This window comes from Kribbella sp. CA-247076, from assembly GCF_050942445.1.
Lineage (GTDB): Bacteria > Actinomycetota > Actinomycetes > Propionibacteriales > Kribbellaceae > Kribbella.
Map to the genome: position 1 here is coordinate 1,539,330 of NZ_CP192051.1, position 22,072 is coordinate 1,561,401.

The following is a 22,072-nucleotide window of genomic DNA, read 5'->3' on the forward strand; positions in this document are numbered from 1 at the left end:
AGGAAGGCAATGAGAACCGCCCAGGAAGTACGAACGAGCCGCTGGTACGGCATCGCGATCACCGTCGGTCTGATCGCCTACGGCGTCGTCCACCTGCTGGTGGCGTGGATCGCCCTGCAACTCGCCTGGGGCAACTCGTCCCAGGAGGCGTCGCACGAAGGCGCGCTCGAGGAACTGGCGAGCAAGCCGCTCGGCGGCACCCTGCTGTGGATCGTGGCGATCGGGCTGTTCGCGCTGGCGATCTGGCGCGGTCTCCAAGTCGCCTACGGTCACCTCGACACCGAGAAGAAGCTGTCGTCCGCGGGCCGCGGCGTCCTCTACCTGATCCTGTGCTTCAGCGCCGTCAAGATCGCCATCGGTTCCGGCGGGGGCGGCAGTGGCAAGAAGCAGTCCATGAGCGCCCGGCTGATGGAGAACGGCGCCGGCCGGGTGCTGATCGTGATCGTCGGTCTCGGCGTGATCGCGCTCGGCGTCCGGCAGATCTACAAGGCGGTCACCAAGAAGTTCACCGAGGACCTGGTCGGTGGGGTGTCCGAGGTGACGATCCTGATGGGCCAGATCGGGCACGCCGCCAAGGGCGTCGCGTTCATCGTCGCCGGTGCGCTGGTCGCTTGGGCCGCGATCGACTACGACCCCGAGAAGGCAGGCGGTCTGGACACCGCGTTGCGCACGATCAAGGACCAGCCCTTCGGGTCCGTCCTGCTGACCGTGCTCGCCCTCGGGATCGCCGCCTTCGGCGTCTACGCCTTCGCCTGGTCCCGCAACGCCAAGCGCTGACCAGCCGGAGCGCCGGCGCGATCAGCCGCAGTGCTGCGACGGATCAGCCGACCGGCAGGTCGCGCCTCCGCAGCCCGACGAGACCAGCGACTCCCAGTACGACGGCGATCGCGGTCAGCGTGATCAGCGGAGCGGCGGCCGCCGAGTCGCCGGGCAGCTGCGGTACGTGGGTGAACGGCGAGACGTCCCGGATCCAGCGGGACACGTCGGTCCCGGTCGCGGTCATCACGATCACCAGACAGATCGCGGGCGGCGCCCACGCGCCCGGTGACCACTGCGGGAACAGGCCGAACAGGGCGATCCCGATCGCGGCCAGCACCCAGACGGCCGGCAGTTGCACCAGCGCTGCCCCGATCAGTCGCTGCACCTGTCCGCCGACGTCACCGATCGCGGCGCCGTACGTAAGGCCCGCGCCGAGGCCGGCGACCAGCAACGTGACCGCTGGGCCGAGCAGCCCGAAGAACAGGTGACTCGCGGCCCAGCGCAGCCGTCCGGTCGCGGTCGCGAGCACCGGCTCGGCCCGGCCGGTGGTCTCCTCGGTGCGTAGCCGGAGCGCCGCCTGCACGGCGTACGCCGCCGCAATCAGGCCGACGATCGTCATCACACCGGCGAAGTACGAGTCGATCAGCCCGGCCGCGCCGCCCAGCCGGGCGAACACCTGCTGCACGTTCGGGTCGTCCCGCATCAGGTCACCGACGCCCTCGGCCACGCCGCCGAACAGCATCCCGAGGACGGCGAATCCCGTCGTCCATGCGACCAGCAGTCCGCGATGCAACCGCCACGCCAGCGCGAACGGCGAACGCAGACCGGGCGCCCCTTCGGCCGGACCCGGCCGATCCGGCAGCAGCCCGGCGCCGACGTCCCGCCGCGCTTGCAACTGGATGCTGACAGCAACAAGTACGGCGGTGGCCGCGAGCAGCACGACGACGAGCCACCAGCGGTTGTCGCCGTACGGGCGGATCCGCTGCGCCCAGCCGATCGGGGACAGGAACGACAGCCAGGCGAGCGGGCCGTCGGTGTGCGCGCTCGTGTCGCCGGCCGCGCGGAGGACGTACGCCGCACCGAGCACGCCGAGCGCGATCCCGCGCGCCGTACTCGCGCTCGCGGTCAGTTGCGCAGCGATGGCGCCGACGCCCGCGAACAGCCAGCCGGTCGCCGCGAACTCGAGGCCGAGGGCAACGGAACCGGCAGCTGGGAGGTCCTGGCTGTACATGCCCAGGGCAACCAATGCGGCGAGGACGAGATTGGCCAGGAAGGTGCTCGCCAGCGCGGCCGCCAGGCCGGCGTGCCGGCCGACGACACTCGAGCCGACCAACTCGGCGCGGCCGGTCTCCTCCTCGACGCGGGTGTGTCGGATGACCGTCAGCAGACTGATCAGCCCGACGATTACCGGCACGAATCCGAGTCGCCAGGTGAGGAACTCGCCGAAACCGGTGCCGGTCAGCTCGCCGTACAGGGTGACGAAGCCGGCGTTGCTCGCGTACTGCGACCGCGACTCGGCCGTCGGGAACAGCTCGCTGAACGACTGCACATAGCTTACCGGGATGCCCGCCAGCAGCACGAGCCAGATCGACAGCACGACCCGGTCGCGGCGCAGGATCAACCGCACCAGACCCCACGTGCCGGTCATCGCGACCCCTCCGGCTCGTACAGCCGCAGGAACAGCTCCTCCAGCGTCGGCGGCTGACTGACCAGACTCCGTACGCCGACCTCGGTCAGCCGCCTGAGGACCGGATTGAGCTCGTCGGGGTCGACGTCGAACCGCACCTGGCCCTCGTCGACCCGCAGGTCGTGAACGCCGGCCAGTTGCGCCAGCCCGTCCATCGGGCCGACCAGCTCGGCCGTGATCGACGTCCGGGTCAGGTGCCGCAGCTCGGACAGCGTGCCGCTCTCGACCGCGCGGCCGGCGCGGATGAGGGTGACCCGGGCGCAGAGCGCCTCGACCTCGGACAGGATGTGGCTGGACAGCAGCACGGTCCGGCCGTCGCGGTTGCTGACCTCCTGGACGACCTCGCGGAACACCTCTTCCATCAGCGGGTCCAGACCGGAGGTCGGCTCGTCGAGCATCAGCAGCTCGACGTCGGACGCGAGCGCGGCGACCAGCGCGACCTTCTGCCGGTTGCCCTTGGAGTAGGCCCGCGCCTTCTTCCGTGGATCCAGGTCGAACCGTTCGAGCAGCTCGGCCTTGCGCTTCTGGTCGACCCCGCCGCGCATCCGGCCGAGCAGGTCGATCGCCTCGCCGCCGGTCAGGTTCGGCCACAGCGTCACGTCGCCGGGTACGTAGGCGAGCCGCCGGTGCAACGCGGTCGCATCCGACCACGGGTCACCGTCGAGCAGGCGCGCCGTCCCAGAGGTCGCCCGGGTCAGCCCGAGCAGGATCCGGATCGTCGTGGTCTTCCCGGCGCCGTTCGGGCCGAGGAAGCCGTGCACCTCACCGGTGCGGACCGTGAGGTCGAGGCCGTCCAGCGCCCGGGTGCGCCCGAACGTCTTGACCAGGCCTTCGGTGCTGATCGCAGCCGACATGTTCACTGCTCCTCCGAGTACTTCCGCAGTTGTTCGAGCTGGTCGGGGGTGACCACCGGGATGGTGAAGACGTCGAGCATCGCCTTTGTCAGCCGCGCGTAGCCGCTGGGGCTCGCGATGTCCTCGCCGATCGCCGTCGACACCTGGTCGCGGAGCACGAAGACCCCCATCTTCATGGCCGCAAGCACCGCGGCGTACGCCCGCCGATCAGCCGGCTCGGTGCCGAGCGTCTTGGTGAAGTCCTCGCCCGCGTCGACCATCTCCAGGAACAGCGCGGTCGCGGTCTCCGAGCCGTCCATCATCGAGCGCACCAGGTAGGTCTGCAGCGGCATCGTCACCGGATGCATCGCGGTCACGTCGGTGTGCGCCGCGCCGCCCTCGAACACGAGCTCCTCGCCGATCCGCAGCATCCGCTCCTTGGCGTACTGGTCGCACGCCTCGCGCAGCGCCTGCTTGGAACCGAAGTGATGCCGGACCAGCCCGGACGAGACGCCCGCCTCGGCCGCGATGTCCCGGATCGAGGCACCGTCGATCCCACGCTCGGTGAACAGCTTGATCGCCGCGTCCCGGATCCGGGCCCGCGCGGTCAGGTCGTCTGCCGGTCGATCCATGGTCACGTCCTCTCGCTACACACAACAGCAAACCCCTACACGATCGTGTAGTCAAGAGGAAAATGATTACTCGGTTGGAAACGGTCCTGTGACAAACTTCCGCAACTCGTTGACAGGAGAGCGCTTGCTGGTGTGGTTTCTTCCCCAATACACATGACTGGGCGGAAGGTGTGTGGGGCGGATGAGGAAGTTCCTGGCAGCACTGGCTGCCGTCGCACTGACGGCACTCCCTGGTACGGCGGCCACCGCTGCCGAACCTACCGAGAAGGTCATCCGGGTCGGCGTCACCCAGTCGGTGGACTCGATGAACCCGTTCCTGGCCGTCCGGCTGGTGTCCGGCTCGCTGCAGCGGTGGATGTACGGGTTCCTCACCGTGCCCGACTCCAAGACCCTGCAGCCGAGCCCCGACCTGGCCGAGTCCTGGACGACGTCGCCCGACGGCCTCACCTGGACCTTCAAGATCCGTGAGACGAAGTGGTCGGACGGGCAGCCGGTGACCGCGGCCGACGCGGCCTGGACGTTCAACAAGATGATGACCGACGACGGCGCCAAGACCGGCAACGGCCCGGCCGTGGAGAACTTCGCCAGCGTGAGCGCGAACGGGCAGGAGCTGACCATCAAGCTCAAGAGCCCGCAGGCGTCCATGCTGGACAATCCGGTGCCGATCATGCCCAAGCACGTCTGGGAGAAGGTCACCGACATCTCGAAGTACGAGGCGGACGTCTACCCGGCCGTGGGCAGCGGCCCGTACGTCGCGGTGGAGAGCAAGAAGGACCAGTACGTCAAGCTCGAGGCGAACCCGAACTACTGGCGCGGCGCGCCGAAGATCGACGAACTGCAGATGATCTTCTACGACAACCCGGCGGCCGCGATCGTCGGGCTGAAGAAGGGTGACATCGACCTGATCGGCCGGCTGGCGCCACCGGACTTCGAGTCGCTGAAGGGCGACGACAACATCGTCCAGTGGAACACCGCCGGCCGGCGGGCGTCGTACCTGCAGCTCAACCACGGCGCGACCACGAGCGACAACAAGCCGATCGGCGACGGCCACCCGGCGCTGAAGGACGTGCGGGTCCGGCAGGCGCTGCACTACGCGATCGACAAGCAGAAGCTCGTCGACGAGGTGCAGAACGGCCTGGCGAAACCGGCCGACGGCTCGATCGTCCCGCCGATGTACAAGGACTTCTTCTGGGAGGCGAGCGGTGACCAGAAGGTCACCCACGACGTTGCCCGGGCCAACAAGATCCTGGACGACGCCGGCTACAAGAAGGGTGCCGACGGCATCCGGACGATGCCGGACGGGTCGAAGAAGCTGGCGTTCCGGTTCAGCATCCACACCGACACGCCGATCGAGGACAAGCTGGCCGAGTACCTCACCGGCTGGTTCAAGGAGATCGGCATCCAGCTGTCCACCAAGCGGCTCGACTCCAGCAAGTTCACCGAGGAGACCGGCACGACCGCGCTGTTCGACATCGCGATCAGCGGCTGGTCGGTGAACCCGGACCCGGAGGAGGTGCTGGCCACGCACCTGTGCAGCCGGCGGCCGACCGCGTCCGGCCAGGGCGGCGGCACCGAGTCCTTCTACTGCGACCCGCAGTACGAGGACCTCTACAAGCAGCAGCAGAAGGAGCTCGACCGGCCGAAGCGGGCCGAGATCATCAAGAAGATGACCGAGCGGCTCTACACCGACGCGCCGGTGATCGCGCTGTACTACCCGAACAACCTCGAGGGCTACCGCAAGGACCGGATCGCCAAGGTCACCCCGATCCCGGAGGACAACGGCATCCTGTACGGCGGCAGCGGCTACTGGCCGTTCTACACGCTCGAGGCGGTGACGACCGAGACGGCCGCGGCCGAAGGCGGTTCGAACACCGGTGTCATCGCGGGGGTCGCGGGCGGCGTCGCCGTCCTCGCGATCGCCGGGTTCCTGGTGATGCGGCGCCGTCAGGGTGCCGCCGACGAGCGGGAATGACAGCAACACCGCCGGTCAGCCAGCCGGCTGTCGAGGCGCTGGAGGAGACCCCGGCCCGCCACGGTCTGCTGCGGTACGCGGCGACCAAGGCGGGCGGGGCCCTGGTCAGCATCGCGATGGTGATCGTCGCGACGTTCTTCCTGTTCCGGCTGCTGCCGGGTGACCCGGTCCGGGCGCTCGCGCAGGGCCGGAACATGACGCCCGAGCAGCTCGACCTGGAGCGGGCCCGGCTCGGGCTGGACAAGTCGCTGCCGGAGCAGTTCGTCCAGTTCGTCAAGCAGACGGTGCAGTTCGACCTCGGGACGTCGTACGAGTACAAGCGGCCGGTGCTGGACCTGATCGGGGAACGGATCGGGTCCACGCTGCTGCTCACCGGGACCGCGCTGGTGATGGCGGTCAGCCTCGGCATCTGGCAGGGCGCGCGGGCGGGCTGGAAGCCGGGTAGCCGGTTCGACAAGTTCTCGACCGCGATCTCGCTGGTGCTGTGGTCAGTGCCGACGTTCTGGCTCGGGCTGCTCCTGCTGATGGTGTTCGCCGCCGGGGTCGGTCCGATTCCCGGTGTGTTTCCGACGCGGGGCATCTCGAGCGTGGACGCGCCGGAAGGGTTCGCCTACGTGCTGGATGTCGCGCAGCACATGGTGTTGCCGTGTCTGACCATGGTCGCCGTCGTGTACGCGCAGTACCTGCTGGTGATGCGGTCCTCGGTGCTGGACGAGGTCGGGCAGGACTACATCACCACGGCCCGGGCGAAAGGCCTGCGGGACGACGACATCCGGCGGAAGCACGCCGTACCGAACGCGCTGCTACCGACCGTGACGCTGGTGTTCATGCGGATCGGGTTCGTCGTCGGCGGTGCGGTCACGGTCGAGGCGATCTTCAGCTGGCCGGGTCTCGGGCAGCTGTTCTACGAGGCGATCCGGGTGCCGGACTTCACGCTGATGCAGGGCACGTTCCTGCTGATCACGGTGTCGGTCATCGTGATGAACACCCTGGCCGACGTCGTCTACCACGTCCTCGATCCCAGGGTGAGGTCCGCATGAGCAACGTGACCTGGGTACGGCGCCGGCGGGCTGCGGCTCGTTTCTGGAGTGAGTTCCGGACGCAGCGGGCCGGGGTGGCCGGGCTGGTCATCCTCGTGCTCGCGGTCGTCCTGGCCCTGATCGCGCCGCTGTTCATCGACTCCAGCGTGACGAACGTCGTCAGCGGGACCAGCGAGAAGATGGCGCCGCCCAGCCTGGACGACCCACTCGGGACCGACGAGTCCGGGCGCTCGGTGCTGGAGATGATCTGGTGGGGATCGCGGACGTCCCTGCTGATCGGGTTCCTCGCGGCCCTGCTGAGCATGGTGATCGGGACCGTGCTCGGGATCGCGGCCGGCCACTTCCGCGGCTGGCTCGGTGCGGTCATCCTGCGGATCACCGACTGGTTCCTGGTGCTGCCGTCGCTGGTCACCGCGCTCGTGCTGGCCGCGATCCTCGGCGGCAGTACGGCGACCATCATCGTCGCGATCGGCGTGACGTCGTGGCCGTCCACGGCCCGGCTGATCCGGGCGCAGACGCTGGCTGTCGAAGCACGCCCGTACATCGAACGGTCACTCGCCCTCGGCGCCGGTCACTGGCACATCACCACCCGGCACGTGCTGCCGAACGTCGCACCGTTGCTGCTGGCAAGTACGACGCTCGAGGTGGCGAGCGCGATCGTGACCGAGTCGACGCTCGCGTTCCTCGGTGTGAGTGCCAACAAGACCTCGTGGGGGACGATGTTGCGCGGTTCGTACGACTGGGGTGCGGCCACTGCGGGCGCGTGGTGGTACATCCTGGTGCCGGGGCTGTGCATCGTGATCGTGGTGATGGCGTTCACGCTCTGCGGCCGGGCGTTGGAGACCGTGCTCAATCCCCGGCTGCGGACGAGGACGGCGTGATGAGTCTGCTCGAGTTGGACGACCTGTCCGTCACCTACCGGATCGCGGCCGGCGACGTTCCCGCCGTACGCGGGGTGTCGTTGTCGCTGGAGGCCGGCGAGGCCCTCGGGCTGGCGGGGGAGTCGGGGTCCGGGAAGTCGTCGGTCGCGATGGCGTTGCTGCGGCTGCTGCCACGGTCGGCGCGTCTCGACGGGCGGGTGCTGCTCGACGGCGAGGACGTGCTGGCGATGAAGTGGGGCCGGTTGCGCGCGGTCCGGTGGTCGGCGGCGTCGATCGTGTTCCAGGGTGCGCAGCACGGGCTGAACCCGGTGCAGCGGATCGGGGACCAGATCGCCGAGCCGTTGCTCGTGCATCGACTGGCCTCCGGTCCGGAAGCCTCCGCGCGGGTGCGGGAGTTGCTGGAGCAGGTCGGGTTGCCGGCCTGGCGGGCGCGCAGCTACCCGCACGAACTGAGTGGTGGCCAACGGCAACGAGTCATGATCGCGATGGCGCTGGCGTGCTCGCCGCGCCTGATCATCGCGGACGAGCCCACGACCGCCCTCGACCTGATGGTGCAGGCGCAAGTGCTCAGCCTGATCCGGCAGCTGATCGCCGAGCACGACATCTCGCTGCTGATGATCTCGCACGACCTGTCCGTGCTCGCCGACGTGTGCGACCGGCTGGCCGTGATGTACGCCGGGCGGCTGGTCGAGGCCGGTCCGTCGTCCGGGGCCTTCCGGCATCCTTACAGTCAGGCGCTGGCGGCCGCGTTCCCGACGGTCGGCGATCCGGCATCGCGGTTGGCTCCGCGGGGGCTGGCCGGCGATCCGCCGGATCCGCAGCAGTTGCCGGGCGGGTGTGCGTTCCATCCGCGGTGTCCGGTGGCACTGGACTCGTGTTCTTCGGTGGCGGTCGACCTGCGGCCGGCGGGTGACCGGCGTACGGCGGCCTGCGTTCTGGTGGGAGGCGATCTTGCTCACGGCAACTGACGTCCGGGTGGAGTTCGGCGGGCGCGGTGGCCGCCGGGCGCGGGCCGTGGACGGGGTCAACCTGGCCGTCGGTGCGGGCGAGATCGTCGCGCTGGTCGGCGAGTCCGGGTGCGGCAAGACCACGCTCGCCCGGACGCTGCTCGGCCTCGAGCGGCCGACGTCCGGTCAGGTGTCGTACGACGGGACGCCGCTCAGCTACACGGGACGTCGACTGCGGGCCTTCCGCCGGCAGGTGCAACTGGTGCTGCAGGATCCGATGGGGTCGCTCAATCCACGGCAGACCGTGTACGAAGCAGTTGCCGAAGGCCCGCGTATCCACGGGCTGCCGGACGAGGAGGCCGTGGTCGCCTCCGCGCTGTCCCGCGCCGGGCTGCGGCCGCCGGAGCGGTTCTTCCTGCGGTACCCGCACGAGCTGTCGGGTGGTCAACGGCAGCGGGTCGTGATCGCGGGCGCGTTGGCGTTGAGCCCGAAGGTGCTGATCGCGGACGAGCCGGTCGCGTCACTGGACGCGTCGGTGCGTGGGGAGATCCTCGCGCTGCTGCTGCGGTTGCGCGACGAGCTGGGCCTGGCCGCACTCGTCGTCACCCACGATCTGGGCCTGGCGTGGAACATCGCGGACCGGGTCGCGGTCATGTACCTCGGCCGCATCGTCGAGTCAGGCTCCACCGAAGAGGTGTTGACGAACCCGCAACACCCCTACACCCAGGCCCTGCTGTCCGTCCTCCCCGAGTCACCCAAACGCATCGTCCTCACCGGCGAACCCCCCGACCCCACCCGAATCCCCACCGGCTGCCGCTTCCACCCCCGCTGCCAACTAGTAGCCACCGGCCAAGGCACCGAAGCCTGCCACACCACCCCCCTCCCAATCCTCCCCGCCACAACGGGAACCGAGGTCGCCTGCCACCTAGCCCCCCAACACGACCCCACCACCCCCCAACCCCACCCCACCAAAACACCCCACCCATAACCCCGCCCCAACCCCCACGTGTCCGCACCCGCCCCGACCTTGCACGCGTCGGGACCCGCCCCAACCACGCACGCGCCCGCACCCGCCCCAACCACCTACGCCTCAGCACCCGCCCCAACCATGCACGCGTCCGCACCCGCCCCAACCACCTACGCCTCAGCACCCGCCCCAACCATGCACGCGTCCGCACCCGCCCCAACCACCTACGCCTCAGCACCCGCCCCAACCATGCACGCGTCCGCACCCGCCCCAACCACCTACGCCTCAGCACCCGCCCCAACCATGCACGCGTCCGCACCCGCCCCAACCACCTACGCCTCAGCACCCGCCCCAACCATGCACGCATCCGCACCCGCCTAACCACGCACGCGTCAGCACTCGCGCCAACCACCTACGCGTCAGCACCCGCCCCACGTCCCCGCACACATCCACGTCCGGGTCCGCCCAGCCCCTCCAACCCCGGGTGCCCGCACACGCCCCGCGTCCACCGACCCGGCCCTGCGCCACCGCTGAGCCCGGCGACCACCTGACCCAGCCCCCGGCACGAGCCCGGGCCCAACCACCTGAGTGGCCCATCCAGGCGCGACCTCAGGAGCCGCAGCCCGCCGCACCACCTGACGTCCGCGGCCTGGTGCCGTACTCCTGCCTTCGCGGCGGGTGCCACTTCGAGGGGATAACCCTGGAGGCTGCCGGTTCTCCGGCGGGGTTTCGAGGGGAGAACCGGCAACTCGGAGGGATATCCGTTCAAACGTCCAGCGGCCCTGCACCACGGGCGGGCCCGCGGTCCGCCGCACCACCTGACATCCGCGGCTAGGCGTCGGACTCCTGCGTCCTCGACGTACGGCACTTGAGCGGATAACCCTAGAGATTGCCGGTTCTCCGGTTGGGATTCGGGGGGAGAACCGGCAACTCGGGGGGTTATCCGGTCAAACGAAACCCAGGCGGTGGGTCAGACCTCGGTGTCGTCGGCCGGTTCCTCGTCGGCGTCGGCGGTCGACCACTTCAGTTGGAACTCGACCTCTTCCTCGCTGTCGCCGCGCTCGTGCTCGACGCTGATCCGGGCGTTCCGCGGCACGGTGAACCGCTCGCCGGCGATCTGGATCCGGAACGGCTTGCCCGTCTCCAGCGCGTCCGCGAGCCGCCGCAGCTTGGCCGCGAAGTCGGCGACCGAGTAGTCCTTCTCGACATCTCTCTCACTCATGCGGCACATCCAACCAGCTGAAAGGTTCTTCCAGCCGTTGACAATAGTTAACAGATGATAGAACTATTGCCGTATGGCGGAAGACCAGGTGGACCGGTTCTTCGAAGTACTCGCGGATCCGACCCGGCGTCAGGTGGTCCGGCTGCTCGGCGAAGGCCCGCAGCGGGCCGGCCAGCTGGCCGCCGCGACCGGTTCGTCGTCGCCGGCGATGAGCCGGCACCTGCGCATCCTGCTGTCGGCCGGGCTGGTCGCCGACGAACGCGGTCCGGACGACGCGCGGGTGCGGATCTTCCGGCTGAACCCTGAGCCCGTCGTCGCCGTCCAGGCCTGGCTGGACCAGGTCCAGGCGCACTGGCGCGACCAGCTGGGCTCGTTCAAACGACACGTCGAGCAGAAGGAATCGTGATGACGAAACAATCCGCGTCGGCGTCGGTCGAGGTCGCCACCGACCCCGGGACCGCGTTCCGCATCTTCACCGAGGAGATCGACCTGTGGTGGGTCCGCGGCCCGATCAACTTCTGGGACTCCGCCCGGGTCACCGCGATGCAGATCGAGCCGGGCGTCGGCGGGCGCATTCTCGAGGTGTACACGCCGCCGGACGACGTACTCGAGCTGGGCACGATCACTGACTGGGAGCCGGGCGAGCTGCTCGCGTACCGCAGTTCGGTGGACGACACCGAGACCCGCGTCAGCTTCGAGGAGCTCGACGGCGGTACGCGCGTCACCGTCGTACAGAGCCTGGTTCCGGGTGGGGAGAAGGCGTTCTACTTCTGGCCGAACATCCTGCACTGGGTGCCGCAGTGGATCGACCGCCGCAGTGTGCCGGACACCCCGCGGGAGCTCGACCGCCTCTCGATCGCCTTGTACTACGAGGATCCGGCCGCGGCCGCCCGCTGGCTGCACACCGTCTTCGGCCTCGACTCCTGGGACAGGATCCCCGCCGAAGACGACCAACCACCGTGGATCGAGCTGCACGTAGGCACTTCCGCGATCCTCCTCTTCAAGCAACCCGAGAACCGCCCCGTCGGCCCCGACCACGAGGTCTGGGTGTACGTCGACGACCTCGAAGCCCACTTCGCCCACAGCTCCACCAACGGCGCCAAGATCACCGCCGAGATCCATCAGCACGGCTACACCCGCTACCAAGCCCAAGACCTCGAAGGCCACCCCTGGGTCTTCGCCCAAGCCCGCCCGTCCCAGTGACCGTCCCCTCGGAGTGGAGGACGAGGACCGCGTCGTCCTCACATGCTGAACGGTGGTGTGCAGGCCTCACCTAGCTTGGGCTCGTGCAGTTCGACAGGACGTATAGGTCTGCTGGCGGCCGGTTTCTGGTTGGTTGAGGCGGGGGTGGTGGGCGGCGAGCGGATACCTCCTGTCGAACTGCGCGCCTGCCTAGAGGCGGCCGGCTTTCTTCAGGGCTAGGTAGGTGTCGGCCAGGGCGGGGGCGATGGTGTCTGGGTTTTCGTCTACTACGGTGACGCCGGCTCGGGTGAGGATGGCGGTTACTCGTTCTCGGTCGAGGCGGGTGCGGGCGGCGGAGGCGGCGCCGTACACCTCGATCAGGTCGGAGCGCAGGGACTCGAGTTCCGTGAGGCGCGGGTCGGCGACCGACGCGAGGACGATGACGTGGCGGCGGAGCAGCGGGCCGATGACGGGGAGCAGGGACTCCTCGATGACGGCCGGGTCCAGACCGGTGAGGAGTACGACGAGCGACCGCTGACCGAGCCGTTCGAGGACCTGGGACACGACGACCCGGAAGTCGGTCTGCACCAGCTCGGCCTCGACGTTCGCCAGCGCGTTCACGAACGACGGCAGCACGTCCTCCGGCGCGGGGCGCCGTACGTCGGCCCGGACCGCGGAATCGCAGGCCAGCAACGACACCCGGTCGCCGGCACGCGTGGCCAAGGCAGCCAGCAGGAGCGCCGCGTCCATCGCGTGGTCGAGACGAGGTGCGTCGCCGACGCGGCCGGCGGACATGCGGCCGGAGTCGATCACGATGGCGACCTGGCGATCGCGTTCGGGCCGCCACGTGCGCAGTACGACGTTGCCGCGCCGAGCGGTCGCCCGCCAGTCGATGCTCCGTACGTCGTCGCCCGGCACGTAGTCCCGCAGTGAGTCGAACTCCGTCCCCTGGCCGCGCACCAGCAACGCAGTCCGCCCGTCCAGCTCCCGCAGCCGGGCCAACCGCGACGGCAGGTGCTTCCGGCTCTTGAACGGTGGCAGCGCGCGCACGGTCCACGGCACCCGGTGCGAGCCCTGACGCCCGGCGAAACCCAGCGGACCGATCGACCGGATTGTCACGCGGTCAGCCTGCCGGTCACCCCGCCGCGTGGGCAGCAGGTGCGTGGTCAGCCGTCGCCGCTCGCCATGTGGCAGCTCCAGCTTGTGCGGGGGGTCCTGTACGCCGGCCGACGGTGGCCAAGCGTCCCGGAGCAACCCCTTGACCCGCCGACCCGGGTTGGCGACCAGTAGCTGCACCACAGCCGGCTCACCCAGCCGTACGGCGTTGTCGCCCTCACGACTGAGCTGCAGCCGCCGTGGCGACCCAGCCAGCAGTACGTCGCCCAGACACACCACCATCACGGCCGCAACCACCACGCCGACCCCAGCCCAGCTGGGCAGCACGAGCGCCACGAAGACAACGCCGACGGCCGCGAGCAACCCCGCCCGGCCCGTGAGCACCATCAGCCGCCCACCACCATCACGCCCCCCGCACCGAGGGCACCATCACGGGACGCACGATCACCGAGGCCACCGTCATCGCGGCACCGGCACAGTCGCCAGCACGCTCTCCAGGACCGCGTCCGCGCTCACACCCTCGAGCTCCGCCTCCGGGCGCACCTGCACCCGATGCCGAAGGCAAGGACGTGCCATCGCCTTCACGTCGTCCGGGATCACGTAGTCCCGCCCGGACAACCAGGCCCACGCGCGAGAGACCGCCAGCAGTGCGGTCGCGCCACGCGGCGACACCCCGAGCTGCAACGACGGCGACTGCCGCGTAGCCCGGCACAGGTCCACCACGTAGGCCAGCACATCCTCCCGTACGGCGACCCGTCGTACGGCGGACTGCCCCGCCAGCAGATCCTCCGGGCCGGCCACCGGACGCAGACCGGCGGCCGCGAGGTCCCGCGGATCGAAGCCCTGCGCGTGCCGGGCCAGTACGGCGATTTCGGCGTCGCGCGGCGGGATGTCCAAGGTGACCTTGAGCAGGAAGCGGTCGAGCTGGGCCTCGGGCAACGGATAGGTGCCCTCGTACTCGATCGGGTTCTGGGTGGCGGCGACCACGAACGGCACCGGCAGTTTGCGCGGCTCACCGTCGATGGTGACCTGCCGTTCCTCCATCGCCTCCAGCAGCGCGGCCTGGGTCTTCGGCGGGGTCCGGTTGATCTCGTCGGCCAGCAGGATGTTGGTGAACACCGGTCCCGGCCGGAACTCGAACTCGCTCGACTTGGCGTCGTACACCAGCGATCCGGTCACGTCACCGGGCATCAGGTCCGGAGTGAACTGCACCCGCTTGGTGTCCAGCCGCATGGCTGTCGACAGCGCGCGCACCATCAGCGTCTTCGCCGTCCCCGGGACGCCTTCCAGCAGCACGTGGCCGCGGCACAGCAGGGCGAGCACCAGCGCGGTTACAGCGGTGTCCTGACCGACCACCGCCTTGCCGATCTCGGTCCGCAGCGCGACCAACGCCTGCCTGGCCTGGTCGGCAGTGACCTCGGTAGTCGTCACGGGTGTCGGACCTCCTGCGTCAGTACGTCGAGGGTATGGGAGAGAGTCATCAGGGCGGCGTCATCACCGGGCGGGAGGCCGTAGAGCAGTTCGTACAGCATGGCCGGGTCGCGACCGGTGCGTGCGGCAACAGTCGCGACGACCGCCGACGGCTCCGCCCGCCGCGGGATGCCGTGCGCCTTGTGCAGTTTGCCGAGCGCGGACTCACGCAGCGCGGCCGCGGCCCGCTCCCGGGCGCGTGAACGACGGTAGAGCCGCGCCCGGCCCTCAGTGGTCTCGGCAGCGTGCACGATGACCGGCAGCCGCTCAGCAACCACCGGTCCGAGCCGACGGCCACGCCAGAGCGCCACCACGAGTACGGCGAACGCGAGCGCCCACCCGATGTAGCGGACGTCCGGCGGGACCAGCGGCGGCGCGTCCTCGTCCGGACCGTCGTACCTGCTGGACTCGAACTGCGGCAGGTACCAGGTGAGCTGCTGATGGGTGCCGATCAGGTTGAGCGCCAGCGCGGCGTTGCCGTCGTCCGCGAGCTGTCCGTTGGTGAACGAGCGCTGCGATCCCACGACGTCGACGATCCGTCCGGCGTTCTCCAGGCGGATCACCGTGTTGGTGATGCCGTCGCCGTAGCAGGCCTGCGCCTCCGGCGGGGCGGAGTACGTCGAGCCGCTGACGGTCACGTTGCCGGCCTTGACCGCGGCCGGGAGGTCGCAGTCGGGGTCACGGCTGCCGGTGGACAGGACCTGACCGGTGTCCTCCACGCCGGGCGCTAGCGCCTCCAATGCACGGGAGCCGGGCCGGATGAGGACGATGTGGCTCCAGCCCGCGTCTGCGATCCGTTGCCAGTCCGAACGATCCAGCTGCCCCATCGGACCGACGAGCAGCGTCTTGCCGCCACCTGATGCGACCGCGTCCTCCAGGTCCTCGGTGCCGTGCACGGTGACCCCGTGGTTCTCCAGCAGTGTCGCGAGCGCACGAGCGCCGGTCTGCTCAGTGGAGTCCGGGCTGAACGGTCCGGACGTCCGTGCCGCGGTCGCGATCATGATGACGATGGCAACCAGCACGATCACCCCGGTGACGAGCAGGGGAGTCCGCAACGTCCGCCAGCTCTCGCCGGCACCCCGACCGACCGCAGTGCTCATGCGCGCACCAGGACCCGGGCAGTCCGGGCTGCTTCGTCGGCCGCCACGACCACGGCGTACCGCTCCGGTGTCCCCGGACGGTTGCCGTAGACAACCTCAGTGAAGGCGAGCGCCGCCGGCTGCAACGGCGCCCGCAGGTCGGGTACGACGTGAGCCGCATCGGTCACCACCTCGTACGCCGTCCGGCCGGCCCGCTCGTCCAGGATCGTCCGCTCGGACAACTCGGCGACACAGGCGCGGAACCGGCTGCGGATGGCATGTGTGTAGTCGCCGGCCGCGGCCTCCTGCTCGGACTGGGCCCGGTACTCGGCCGCACTGCGCGGCCGAGCGGTGTCGAAGACCGCCTGCCGCCCCCGGCGGTGACTGGTGCGCAGCACGCCCGCCCGCCAGAGCACGACGACAGCGATCAGGATGATCAGCCCGATCAGCATGAACAGACCGGCGTGGCCGCTCGGCGAGGTCCCGCTCAGGCCGTCCAGCAGGTCGGCGATCCACTCCAGCACCTGGCCGATCGCCCGCTCGATCAGCGACTCGCCGGACTGCCGGTACGCCGACTTGGACAGCTCCTCGGCCGCCTCGGCCGCGGCCTCGTCCCGCCCGATGTCGATCGGCGGCTCCAGGATGATCACCGCGTGCCTCCAGCCCGGAGAACCGGTCGCATCCACAGGTCGAGACCTTCCCGCCGTACCCGGAGGTCGAGGTAGATCAGCGCCTGGACGGCGGACATGAAGGCCAGGCTGGCGATCAGGGTCAGCGCCGTCGCCAGCCCGGCGGCGACCCCGAGCACGATCGCGGCCACGGTCGCACTGCTGCTGTCGCTGCCGTCGGCCCACGAGCCGACCGTCATGACCAGGGTGGTCGCCCCGATCTGCAGGGCGTAGCTGACGATGTTCACCACCAGGCCGGCGAACAGCAGGATGCCGAACACCCGCCAGAACTTCCCCTTCACCAGCTGCCAGGACCGCTTCAGCGCACCCCAGATCCCCACCCGGGCAGGGATGTGCAGGCCGATGTCCGGCGCGTGCCGGCCTTCCATCAGTACGACGGTCCCGGCGAGCACCAGCCGGATGCCGAAGATCACCACGAGCACCGCACCGACCAGCACCATCACGATCGCGACCGCACCGGCCACGTCGGACGACACCGCCGACTCGGCCCCGGAGCCGACGCCGAACACGGCCAGACCCCAGCCGCCGATCAGGATGATGAACGACAGCGACTGCGCCAGCCCGACCGCAGCCAGCGCGGGCAGCGCGGGCCGGACCAGCCGCAGCAGCTCCCGTGGGCCGAGCCGGCGGGCCAGCTGACTGCGGACCGCGGCCAGCGCGATGATCCGGCCAGCATGCTCGACACCACGGTGAACAGCACGAGCTGGACGCCGTACGTGAGCAGCAGCGCCGCACCGGCCTGCTGGAACGGGTCGTCCGCCCCGAAGAACCCGCTGATCCCACCCGGTACGGCGACCTCGGTCAGCGCGGCCTGGACGGCCAGCAGTGCGATCGCGGCCAGCACCGGCAGGCCGAGCATGATCGTCTTGTTGTCGGAGATGGTCCGGGCGGCGTTGTCGAGCAGGTCGGCCGGCAGCCACGGACGCAGCGGCTCGGCCGCCGGATCCTCGTGCAGACCGATCCCGTCCACCGGCCACCTCCCGTCTGGTCGAACCATCGGCCGCTCCGGGCCGTTTCACTCATAAGTTGTCCCGGGCCCGGGGTGTGCACCATGATCACAGCCCAACTCGGGGTCACTCGGCGATCCGGCGTGTGCACTACCCGGGGAATGGGACACTATCCGTAGTGCGTACGGTCAGCATCCGCTGGGCGCACAACGATCGGACGGCAAGGAGCAGGGCGTGGCAGAAGGTAACCGGACGATGCGTGGCCGCATCCTCATCGTCGACGACGACACGGCGTTGTCGGAAATGCTCAGCATCGTGCTGCGCAACGAGGGCTACGACACCTATCTGTGCGCGACCGGTGACAAAGCGGTGCCGGCGTTCCGGGAGTTCAAGCCCGACCTGCTGCTGCTCGACCTGATGCTGCCCGGGATGGACGGGATCGACGTCTGCCGGGCGATCCGGGCCGAGTCCGGCGTACCGATCGTGATGCTGACGGCCAAGAGCGACACCGTGGACGTGGTGCTGGGCCTGGAGTCCGGCGCGGACGACTACGTGGTGAAGCCGTTCAAGCCGAAGGAGCTGGTGGCCCGGATCCGCGCCCGGCTGCGCCGGATGGACGAGCCGGGCCCGGAGTCGCTGACCATCGGCGACCTCACCATCGACGTGGCCGGGCACTCGGTGAAGCGGGCCGGGGAGACCATCCAGCTGACCCCGCTGGAGTTCGACCTGCTGGTCTGCCTGGCCTCCAAGCCCTGGCAGGTGTTCACCCGCGAGGTGCTGCTGGAGCAGGTCTGGGGCTACCGGCACGCGGCCGACACCCGGTTGGTCAACGTGCACGTGCAGCGGCTGCGCTCCAAGATCGAGAAGGATCCCGAGCACCCGGAGATCGTGGTCACGGTCCGCGGTGTCGGCTACAAGGCGGGTGCGGACTGATCGAGTACGGACGCGACCACGAGTCGCAGGCGGCCGCCGACGCCCCGGCCGCCACGACCGGGACCGAGCAGCAGCCGGCCCCGGCCGAGCAGCAGCCGGCCGAGAGCCGCGGGACGGAGCTGGAGCTGACCGCCGCCGTGGCGGACTGGCCTGCCTACCCGCAGCCGCTGTGGCGGACGCACCCGAAACACTGGCCGGACATCTGGCGCCGGTCCATCCAGGCCCGGATCGTCACCGGCACGCTGCTGATGTCGACCGTCGTCCTGCTCCTGGTCGGCTGGGTGATGATGAGTCAGGTCACCGACGGCGTGCTCGAGTCCCGCCGTACCAGTGCCCAGTCGGAGGCGGTCGCGCAGCTGGCCTCGCTGTCCAACACCATCGACGCCGCCGACCCGAACACGATCAACCACCAGCTGTCCGAGCTGGTCCTCGGCACGAACCGCCCCGGCCTGTACGACGTCCTGCTGGTGCCGACCGACTCGTCGTCCACGAACGCCATTCGCTACACCGGCCTGGTCGACAGCGACTCGATCCCGACCGAGCTGGCGTCGTCGGTGATGAGCGACGAGACCAAGCTGTGGGACACCTACACGGTCATCAACTACCGCGACGGGCCCAGCGTGCCGGGTCTGGTGATCGGCTCCCAGCTGCGCATCCCGTCGGCGCCCGCCGAGCGGTACGCGGTCTACTTCCTGTTCCCGCTCACCCCGCAGCAGGAGACGCTCGACGTCGTCCAACGGGCCCTGGTCACCGCCGGCCTGCTCCTGGTCGTCCTGCTCGGTGCGGTCGCCTGGCTGGTCACCCGTCAGGTCGTCACCCCGGTCCGGATGGCGCGGCGGATCGCGGAGCGGCTGGCGGCCGGCAAGCTCGAGGAGCGGATGCAGGTCCGCGGCACCGACGACCTGGCCCGGCTGGCGGTCTCGTTCAACAAGATGGCCGGCAACCTGCAGCGGCAGATCCGCCGGCTGGAGGAGCTGTCCCGGCTGCAGCGCCGGTTCGTCTCCGACGTCTCGCACGAGCTGCGGACGCCGCTGACGACGGTCCGGATGGCGGCCGACCTGCTGCACGAGAGCCGCGACCAGTTCGACCCGATCAGCCGCCGCTCGGTCGAGCTGCTGCAGAACGAGCTCAACCGGTTCGAGGAGCTGCTGTCCGACCTGCTCGAGATCAGCCGGTTCGACGCCGGCGCGGCCGCCCTCGACCTGGAGGACGTGGACCTGCGCGACATCGTCAGCCGCGTGCTGGAGAACCACGAGACCCTGCTGGACCGCAAGGGCTGCGAGGTCCAGCTGGACATGCCGGCGCCCTGCCGCGCCCAGGTGGACTCGCGCCGGATCGAGCGGATCCTTCGCAACCTGATCGGCAACGCGATCGAGCACAGCGAGGGCCTGCCGATCCGGATCAGTACGGCGTACGACGACGACGCGGCCGCGGTCGCGGTCCGGGACCACGGGATCGGGTTCCGGCCGGAGGAGGCCGAGATGGTGTTCAGCCGGTTCTGGCGGGCCGACCCCGCCCGGGCGCGGACCACCGGCGGCACCGGGCTCGGGCTGTCGATCGCGCTGGAGGACGCCCGGCTGCACGGCGGCCGGCTGGACGCGTGGGGTTCGCCGGGCGACGGCGCGTACTTCCGGCTCACGCTGCCGCGGCGGCCGGACGTCACGCTGTCCGGATCGCCGCTGCCCGCCCGTCCGGCGGACGCGAGCCGGGTGGTGGCGGAGAAGTCCCTGGTCGACGTCGGAGCGCCGTACCAGAAGCTGACCGGTGGTGAGGAACAGTGAGGCGAAGGCTGATCGCGGCCGTCCTGGCGATCGTGCTGCTGGCGACCGGCTGCGCGACCGTGCCGACCAAGGGCACGATCCGCAACGGCAGCCGCGAAGGGCTCGCGCCGGACTTCGGCGGTGTCGGTGTCGAGGCGAAGCCGCCGCGGGACAACATCGGCCAACTGCCGCTGGTGAACGGCTTCCTGGAGGCGATGTCGGACTCGCGGGCGTTCGACGTGGCCCGCGAGTACATGACGCCGGAGGCGGCCGCGGCCTGGAAGCCGGAGTCGCAGACGGTGGTGTACGAGCAGCAGCGCGACGCGGTCACCCAGCTCGCGCCCGACCAGGTCCAGCTGAAGGCCCGGCACATCGCCACCATCGACGACCGCGGGTCGTGGATCCCGGCCAGACCCGACGCCGAGACCACCTTCGTCTTCAAGCTGGTCAAGCTGGAGGACCAGTGGCGGGTCGCGTCGGTGCCACCCGGGGTGTACCTGGGCAGCAACCAGCTGGACCCGAAGCTTGCCACCCGCAACCTCTACTTCTTCGCCCCGGGCCGGGACATCCTGGTCCCCGACCCGGTCTACCTGCCGGTGAACCTCTCGCCCGGGCAGGCCGCCACCCAGCTGGTCCAGGAGCTGCTGAAGGGCCCTACCAGCCGGCTCGGCAACGGCGTGGTCTCGCTGGCGCCGCCGGGGACCGAGGTCCAGGTGTCGGTCCCGGTCGAGCTCGGCGTCGCGACCGTGGCGCTGAACGACGCGGCCGCACCGTTGCGGGACGCCGAACGCCGGCTGCTCGCGGCGCAGATCGTCTGGACCCTGAACCAGATCAACCTCAAGGTCAAGATCACCGTCAGCGGGGCTCCGCTGCTGCCCGACGATCCCGAGGTGCTGCCGTTCGCCGACTTCACGCAGTACGACCCGGGCGTACTCACCGGCGCGCTGACCGAGTTGTTCGCCCTCCGGTCGGGCAAGGTGCAGCGGATCGAAGGGCTGGACGGCGCGTCCGACATCGCGGCCCGTCCGCTGCGCAACAGCCCGCTCTACGACTACAACGCCAAGTCGTTCGCGGTGAACCTGATCGGTGACGCCGGTGCGATCGTCACCGAGTCCGAGGGCGACCAGCGGGTCGTGTACGGCTGGCTGGACTCGACCGACAAGCCCGACAAGGAACGGGCGATCCCGGTCGAGGGCGCGGTCGTGCCGCCGAGCTACGACAAGCAGGAGAACCTGTGGGTGCTGGACCGGGCGGATCGGGCGACGCCGCGGCTCCGGGTGCGGGACCGCGACGGCAAGGTGCGTGCGGTCGCGGTGAACTTCCGGGGCGAGACCCCGTTGGCCCTGCGGATGGCGCCGGACGGTGTCCGGGCGCTGCTGCTGATGCGGCCGAAGACCGGCCAGAACTACGTGCTCACGGCGACGGTCCAGCCGACCAGTGGCGGCGGGCTCGCGCTCGGCCAGTTCCGCAACCTGCACCTGGCGCTCAAAGGCATCACCGACGTGGCCTGGAACAAGCAGGGCGTCCTGGTCGCGGGCACGTCGGCGGCGACCAGGTCGAGCGCACTCAGCCAGGCGCCGTGGCTGGTGAACACCGACGGCTCCCAGCTGCAGGTGCTTCCCGGTGCCTCGTCGGTCGACTTCGCGACCAACCGGCTGGCGTCGAACCTGAACAAGGACACGCTGCCGGTGATCGAGGACGTCCAGGGGAGCCTGCACTGGCAGACCCGCGACCTCGCCTGGGTGGACATGGACGACGAGGGCGGCCCGATCCGGCCGGTCTACCCCGGCTGAGCCGCCACAGCCGGGAGGCGACACGCGGCCGCGATGCCCGGCCGCCGTTGTCCATCGCCGGAGCGACGCACGGGTGCGGGTTGTCCACAGCTGAGGCGGTGGCCGGTTGCGGGCCGGGCAGGTGGTCGAGGATCGTTGAGCGGTGCCGGTGCGGGACGCGTTC

21 protein-coding genes are annotated in these 22,072 nt (G+C 70.0%); 11 read left to right on the forward strand and 10 right to left on the reverse strand.

The window, feature by feature from the left end; all coding sequences use genetic code 11:
• Positions 1-9: 9 nt before the first annotated feature.
• Positions 10-777 carry a DUF1206 domain-containing protein gene (locus ACQPYZ_RS07345; RefSeq protein ID WP_433166545.1) on the forward strand — a complete coding sequence of 256 codons (768 nt, stop codon included), beginning with the start codon at positions 10-12 and terminating at the stop codon, positions 775-777.
• 43 nt (positions 778-820) lie between these two features.
• Here ACQPYZ_RS07345 and ACQPYZ_RS07350 read toward each other — a convergent pair whose 3' ends face one another.
• Genes ACQPYZ_RS07350 through ACQPYZ_RS07360 form a run of 3 tightly spaced genes read right to left on the reverse strand, consistent with a single transcriptional unit; the run spans position 821 to position 3,911 of the window.
• Positions 821-2,407 (reverse strand): ABC transporter permease, encoded by a 1,587-nt coding sequence (locus ACQPYZ_RS07350; protein WP_433166547.1) that lies wholly within the window; start codon positions 2,405-2,407, stop codon positions 821-823.
• Entirely contained in the window at positions 2,404-3,300 is an 897-nt protein-coding gene (locus tag ACQPYZ_RS07355) for an ABC transporter ATP-binding protein (protein ID WP_433166549.1), read from the reverse strand. Before ACQPYZ_RS07355 ends, ACQPYZ_RS07350 begins: the two co-directional genes overlap by 4 nt.
• A 2-nt stretch (positions 3,301-3,302) precedes the next feature.
• Complete coding sequence (locus ACQPYZ_RS07360; protein WP_433166551.1) at positions 3,303-3,911, reverse strand: TetR/AcrR family transcriptional regulator; 609 nt, start codon at positions 3,909-3,911, stop codon at positions 3,303-3,305.
• Positions 3,912-4,092: 181 nt separating this feature from the next.
• On the opposite strand from ACQPYZ_RS07360, the gene ACQPYZ_RS07365 reads away from it, so the two are divergent.
• Genes ACQPYZ_RS07365 through ACQPYZ_RS07385 form a run of 5 tightly spaced genes read left to right on the forward strand, consistent with a single transcriptional unit; the run spans position 4,093 to position 9,739 of the window.
• Complete coding sequence (locus ACQPYZ_RS07365) at positions 4,093-5,883, forward strand: ABC transporter substrate-binding protein (protein ID WP_433166553.1); 1,791 nt, start codon at positions 4,093-4,095, stop codon at positions 5,881-5,883.
• A complete protein-coding gene (locus tag ACQPYZ_RS07370) occupies positions 5,880-6,923 on the forward strand; it encodes an ABC transporter permease (RefSeq protein ID WP_433166555.1) in 1,044 nt (347 codons plus the stop codon). Before ACQPYZ_RS07365 ends, ACQPYZ_RS07370 begins: the two co-directional genes overlap by 4 nt.
• Complete coding sequence (locus tag ACQPYZ_RS07375; protein ID WP_433166557.1) at positions 6,920-7,804, forward strand: ABC transporter permease; 885 nt, start codon at positions 6,920-6,922, stop codon at positions 7,802-7,804. The genes ACQPYZ_RS07370 and ACQPYZ_RS07375 overlap by 4 nt, the downstream gene beginning before the upstream one ends.
• Entirely contained in the window at positions 7,804-8,772 is a 969-nt protein-coding gene (locus ACQPYZ_RS07380; RefSeq protein ID WP_433166559.1) for an ABC transporter ATP-binding protein, read from the forward strand. The genes ACQPYZ_RS07375 and ACQPYZ_RS07380 overlap by 1 nt, the downstream gene beginning before the upstream one ends.
• Positions 8,756-9,739, forward strand: coding sequence for an ABC transporter ATP-binding protein (locus tag ACQPYZ_RS07385; RefSeq protein WP_433166561.1), 984 nt, complete (start codon positions 8,756-8,758; stop codon positions 9,737-9,739). The genes ACQPYZ_RS07380 and ACQPYZ_RS07385 overlap by 17 nt, the downstream gene beginning before the upstream one ends.
• 949 nt (positions 9,740-10,688) lie before the next feature.
• On the opposite strand, the gene ACQPYZ_RS07390 is transcribed toward ACQPYZ_RS07385, so the two are convergent.
• Positions 10,689-10,940: an amphi-Trp domain-containing protein gene (locus tag ACQPYZ_RS07390; RefSeq protein ID WP_433166563.1), complete on the reverse strand. Its 252-nt coding sequence runs from the start codon at positions 10,938-10,940 to the stop codon at positions 10,689-10,691.
• 73 nt (positions 10,941-11,013) lie between these two features.
• On the opposite strand from ACQPYZ_RS07390, the gene ACQPYZ_RS07395 reads away from it, so the two are divergent.
• Positions 11,014-11,346, forward strand: coding sequence for an ArsR/SmtB family transcription factor (locus tag ACQPYZ_RS07395; protein ID WP_433166565.1), 333 nt, complete (start codon positions 11,014-11,016; stop codon positions 11,344-11,346).
• Complete coding sequence (locus ACQPYZ_RS07400; RefSeq protein WP_433166567.1) at positions 11,346-12,143, forward strand: VOC family protein; 798 nt, start codon at positions 11,346-11,348, stop codon at positions 12,141-12,143. The genes ACQPYZ_RS07395 and ACQPYZ_RS07400 overlap by 1 nt, the downstream gene beginning before the upstream one ends.
• A 189-nt stretch (positions 12,144-12,332) precedes the next feature.
• Here the strand turns inward: ACQPYZ_RS07400 and ACQPYZ_RS07405 are convergent, their stop codons facing one another.
• The 6 genes from ACQPYZ_RS07405 to ACQPYZ_RS07430 form a co-directional block, all read right to left on the reverse strand.
• Entirely contained in the window at positions 12,333-13,625 is a 1,293-nt protein-coding gene (locus tag ACQPYZ_RS07405) for a DUF58 domain-containing protein (protein WP_433166569.1), read from the reverse strand.
• 72 nt (positions 13,626-13,697) lie between these two features.
• On the reverse strand, positions 13,698-14,669 hold the full coding sequence (locus tag ACQPYZ_RS07410) for an AAA family ATPase (protein ID WP_433166571.1): 972 nt from the start codon (positions 14,667-14,669) through the stop codon (positions 13,698-13,700).
• A complete protein-coding gene (locus tag ACQPYZ_RS07415; protein WP_433166573.1) occupies positions 14,666-15,808 on the reverse strand; it encodes a DUF4350 domain-containing protein in 1,143 nt (380 codons plus the stop codon). Before ACQPYZ_RS07415 ends, ACQPYZ_RS07410 begins: the two co-directional genes overlap by 4 nt.
• The gene (locus ACQPYZ_RS07420) at positions 15,805-16,437 is read right to left on the reverse strand and encodes a DUF4129 domain-containing protein (protein ID WP_433166574.1); all 633 of its coding nucleotides are present in this window, start codon (positions 16,435-16,437) and stop codon (positions 15,805-15,807) included. Before ACQPYZ_RS07420 ends, ACQPYZ_RS07415 begins: the two co-directional genes overlap by 4 nt.
• Entirely contained in the window at positions 16,434-16,985 is a 552-nt protein-coding gene (locus tag ACQPYZ_RS07425; RefSeq protein WP_433166576.1) for a hypothetical protein, read from the reverse strand. Before ACQPYZ_RS07425 ends, ACQPYZ_RS07420 begins: the two co-directional genes overlap by 4 nt.
• A gap of 20 nt (positions 16,986-17,005) precedes the next feature.
• Positions 17,006-17,446 carry a hypothetical protein gene (locus ACQPYZ_RS07430; protein ID WP_433166578.1) on the reverse strand — a complete coding sequence of 147 codons (441 nt, stop codon included), beginning with the start codon at positions 17,444-17,446 and terminating at the stop codon, positions 17,006-17,008.
• 232 nt (positions 17,447-17,678) lie between these two features.
• Between ACQPYZ_RS07430 and mtrA the strand changes: the two genes are divergently transcribed.
• The 3 genes from mtrA to ACQPYZ_RS07445 all read left to right on the forward strand — a co-directional run bounded on the left by mtrA (position 17,679) and on the right by ACQPYZ_RS07445 (position 21,909).
• Positions 17,679-18,356 (forward strand): MtrAB system response regulator MtrA, encoded by a 678-nt coding sequence (gene mtrA / locus ACQPYZ_RS07435; RefSeq protein ID WP_141859693.1) that lies wholly within the window; start codon positions 17,679-17,681, stop codon positions 18,354-18,356.
• Between the two features lie 137 nt (positions 18,357-18,493).
• A complete protein-coding gene (gene mtrB, locus ACQPYZ_RS07440; protein ID WP_433166580.1) occupies positions 18,494-20,137 on the forward strand; it encodes an MtrAB system histidine kinase MtrB in 1,644 nt (547 codons plus the stop codon).
• Positions 20,134-21,909 carry a GerMN domain-containing protein gene (locus ACQPYZ_RS07445; RefSeq protein ID WP_433166582.1) on the forward strand — a complete coding sequence of 592 codons (1,776 nt, stop codon included), beginning with the start codon at positions 20,134-20,136 and terminating at the stop codon, positions 21,907-21,909. The genes mtrB and ACQPYZ_RS07445 overlap by 4 nt, the downstream gene beginning before the upstream one ends.
• The last annotated feature ends 163 nt before the right edge of the window (positions 21,910-22,072 follow it).

Excerpts from the sequence above, each read along its gene's own strand:
- ACQPYZ_RS07415 (WP_433166573.1), bottom strand. The coding sequence starts at position 15,808 with ATGAGCACTGCGGTCGGTCGGGGTGCCGGCGAGAGCTGGCGGACGTTG.
- ACQPYZ_RS07390 (WP_433166563.1), bottom strand. The coding sequence starts at position 10,940 with ATGAGTGAGAGAGATGTCGAGAAGGACTACTCGGTCGCCGACTTCGCG.
- ACQPYZ_RS07360 (WP_433166551.1), bottom strand. The coding sequence starts at position 3,911 with ATGGATCGACCGGCAGACGACCTGACCGCGCGGGCCCGGATCCGGGAC.
- ACQPYZ_RS07400 (WP_433166567.1), top strand. The coding sequence starts at position 11,346 with ATGACGAAACAATCCGCGTCGGCGTCGGTCGAGGTCGCCACCGACCCC.
- ACQPYZ_RS07350 (WP_433166547.1), bottom strand. The coding sequence starts at position 2,407 with ATGACCGGCACGTGGGGTCTGGTGCGGTTGATCCTGCGCCGCGACCGG.
- mtrA (WP_141859693.1), top strand. The coding sequence starts at position 17,679 with ATGCGTGGCCGCATCCTCATCGTCGACGACGACACGGCGTTGTCGGAA.
- ACQPYZ_RS07375 (WP_433166557.1), top strand. The coding sequence starts at position 6,920 with ATGAGCAACGTGACCTGGGTACGGCGCCGGCGGGCTGCGGCTCGTTTC.
- ACQPYZ_RS07370 (WP_433166555.1), top strand. The coding sequence starts at position 5,880 with ATGACAGCAACACCGCCGGTCAGCCAGCCGGCTGTCGAGGCGCTGGAG.
- ACQPYZ_RS07365 (WP_433166553.1), top strand. The coding sequence starts at position 4,093 with ATGAGGAAGTTCCTGGCAGCACTGGCTGCCGTCGCACTGACGGCACTC.
- ACQPYZ_RS07380 (WP_433166559.1), top strand. The coding sequence starts at position 7,804 with ATGAGTCTGCTCGAGTTGGACGACCTGTCCGTCACCTACCGGATCGCG.
- ACQPYZ_RS07345 (WP_433166545.1), top strand. The coding sequence starts at position 10 with ATGAGAACCGCCCAGGAAGTACGAACGAGCCGCTGGTACGGCATCGCG.
- ACQPYZ_RS07355 (WP_433166549.1), bottom strand. The coding sequence starts at position 3,300 with ATGTCGGCTGCGATCAGCACCGAAGGCCTGGTCAAGACGTTCGGGCGC.
- ACQPYZ_RS07405 (WP_433166569.1), bottom strand. The coding sequence starts at position 13,625 with ATGGTGCTCACGGGCCGGGCGGGGTTGCTCGCGGCCGTCGGCGTTGTC.
- ACQPYZ_RS07395 (WP_433166565.1), top strand. The coding sequence starts at position 11,014 with ATGGCGGAAGACCAGGTGGACCGGTTCTTCGAAGTACTCGCGGATCCG.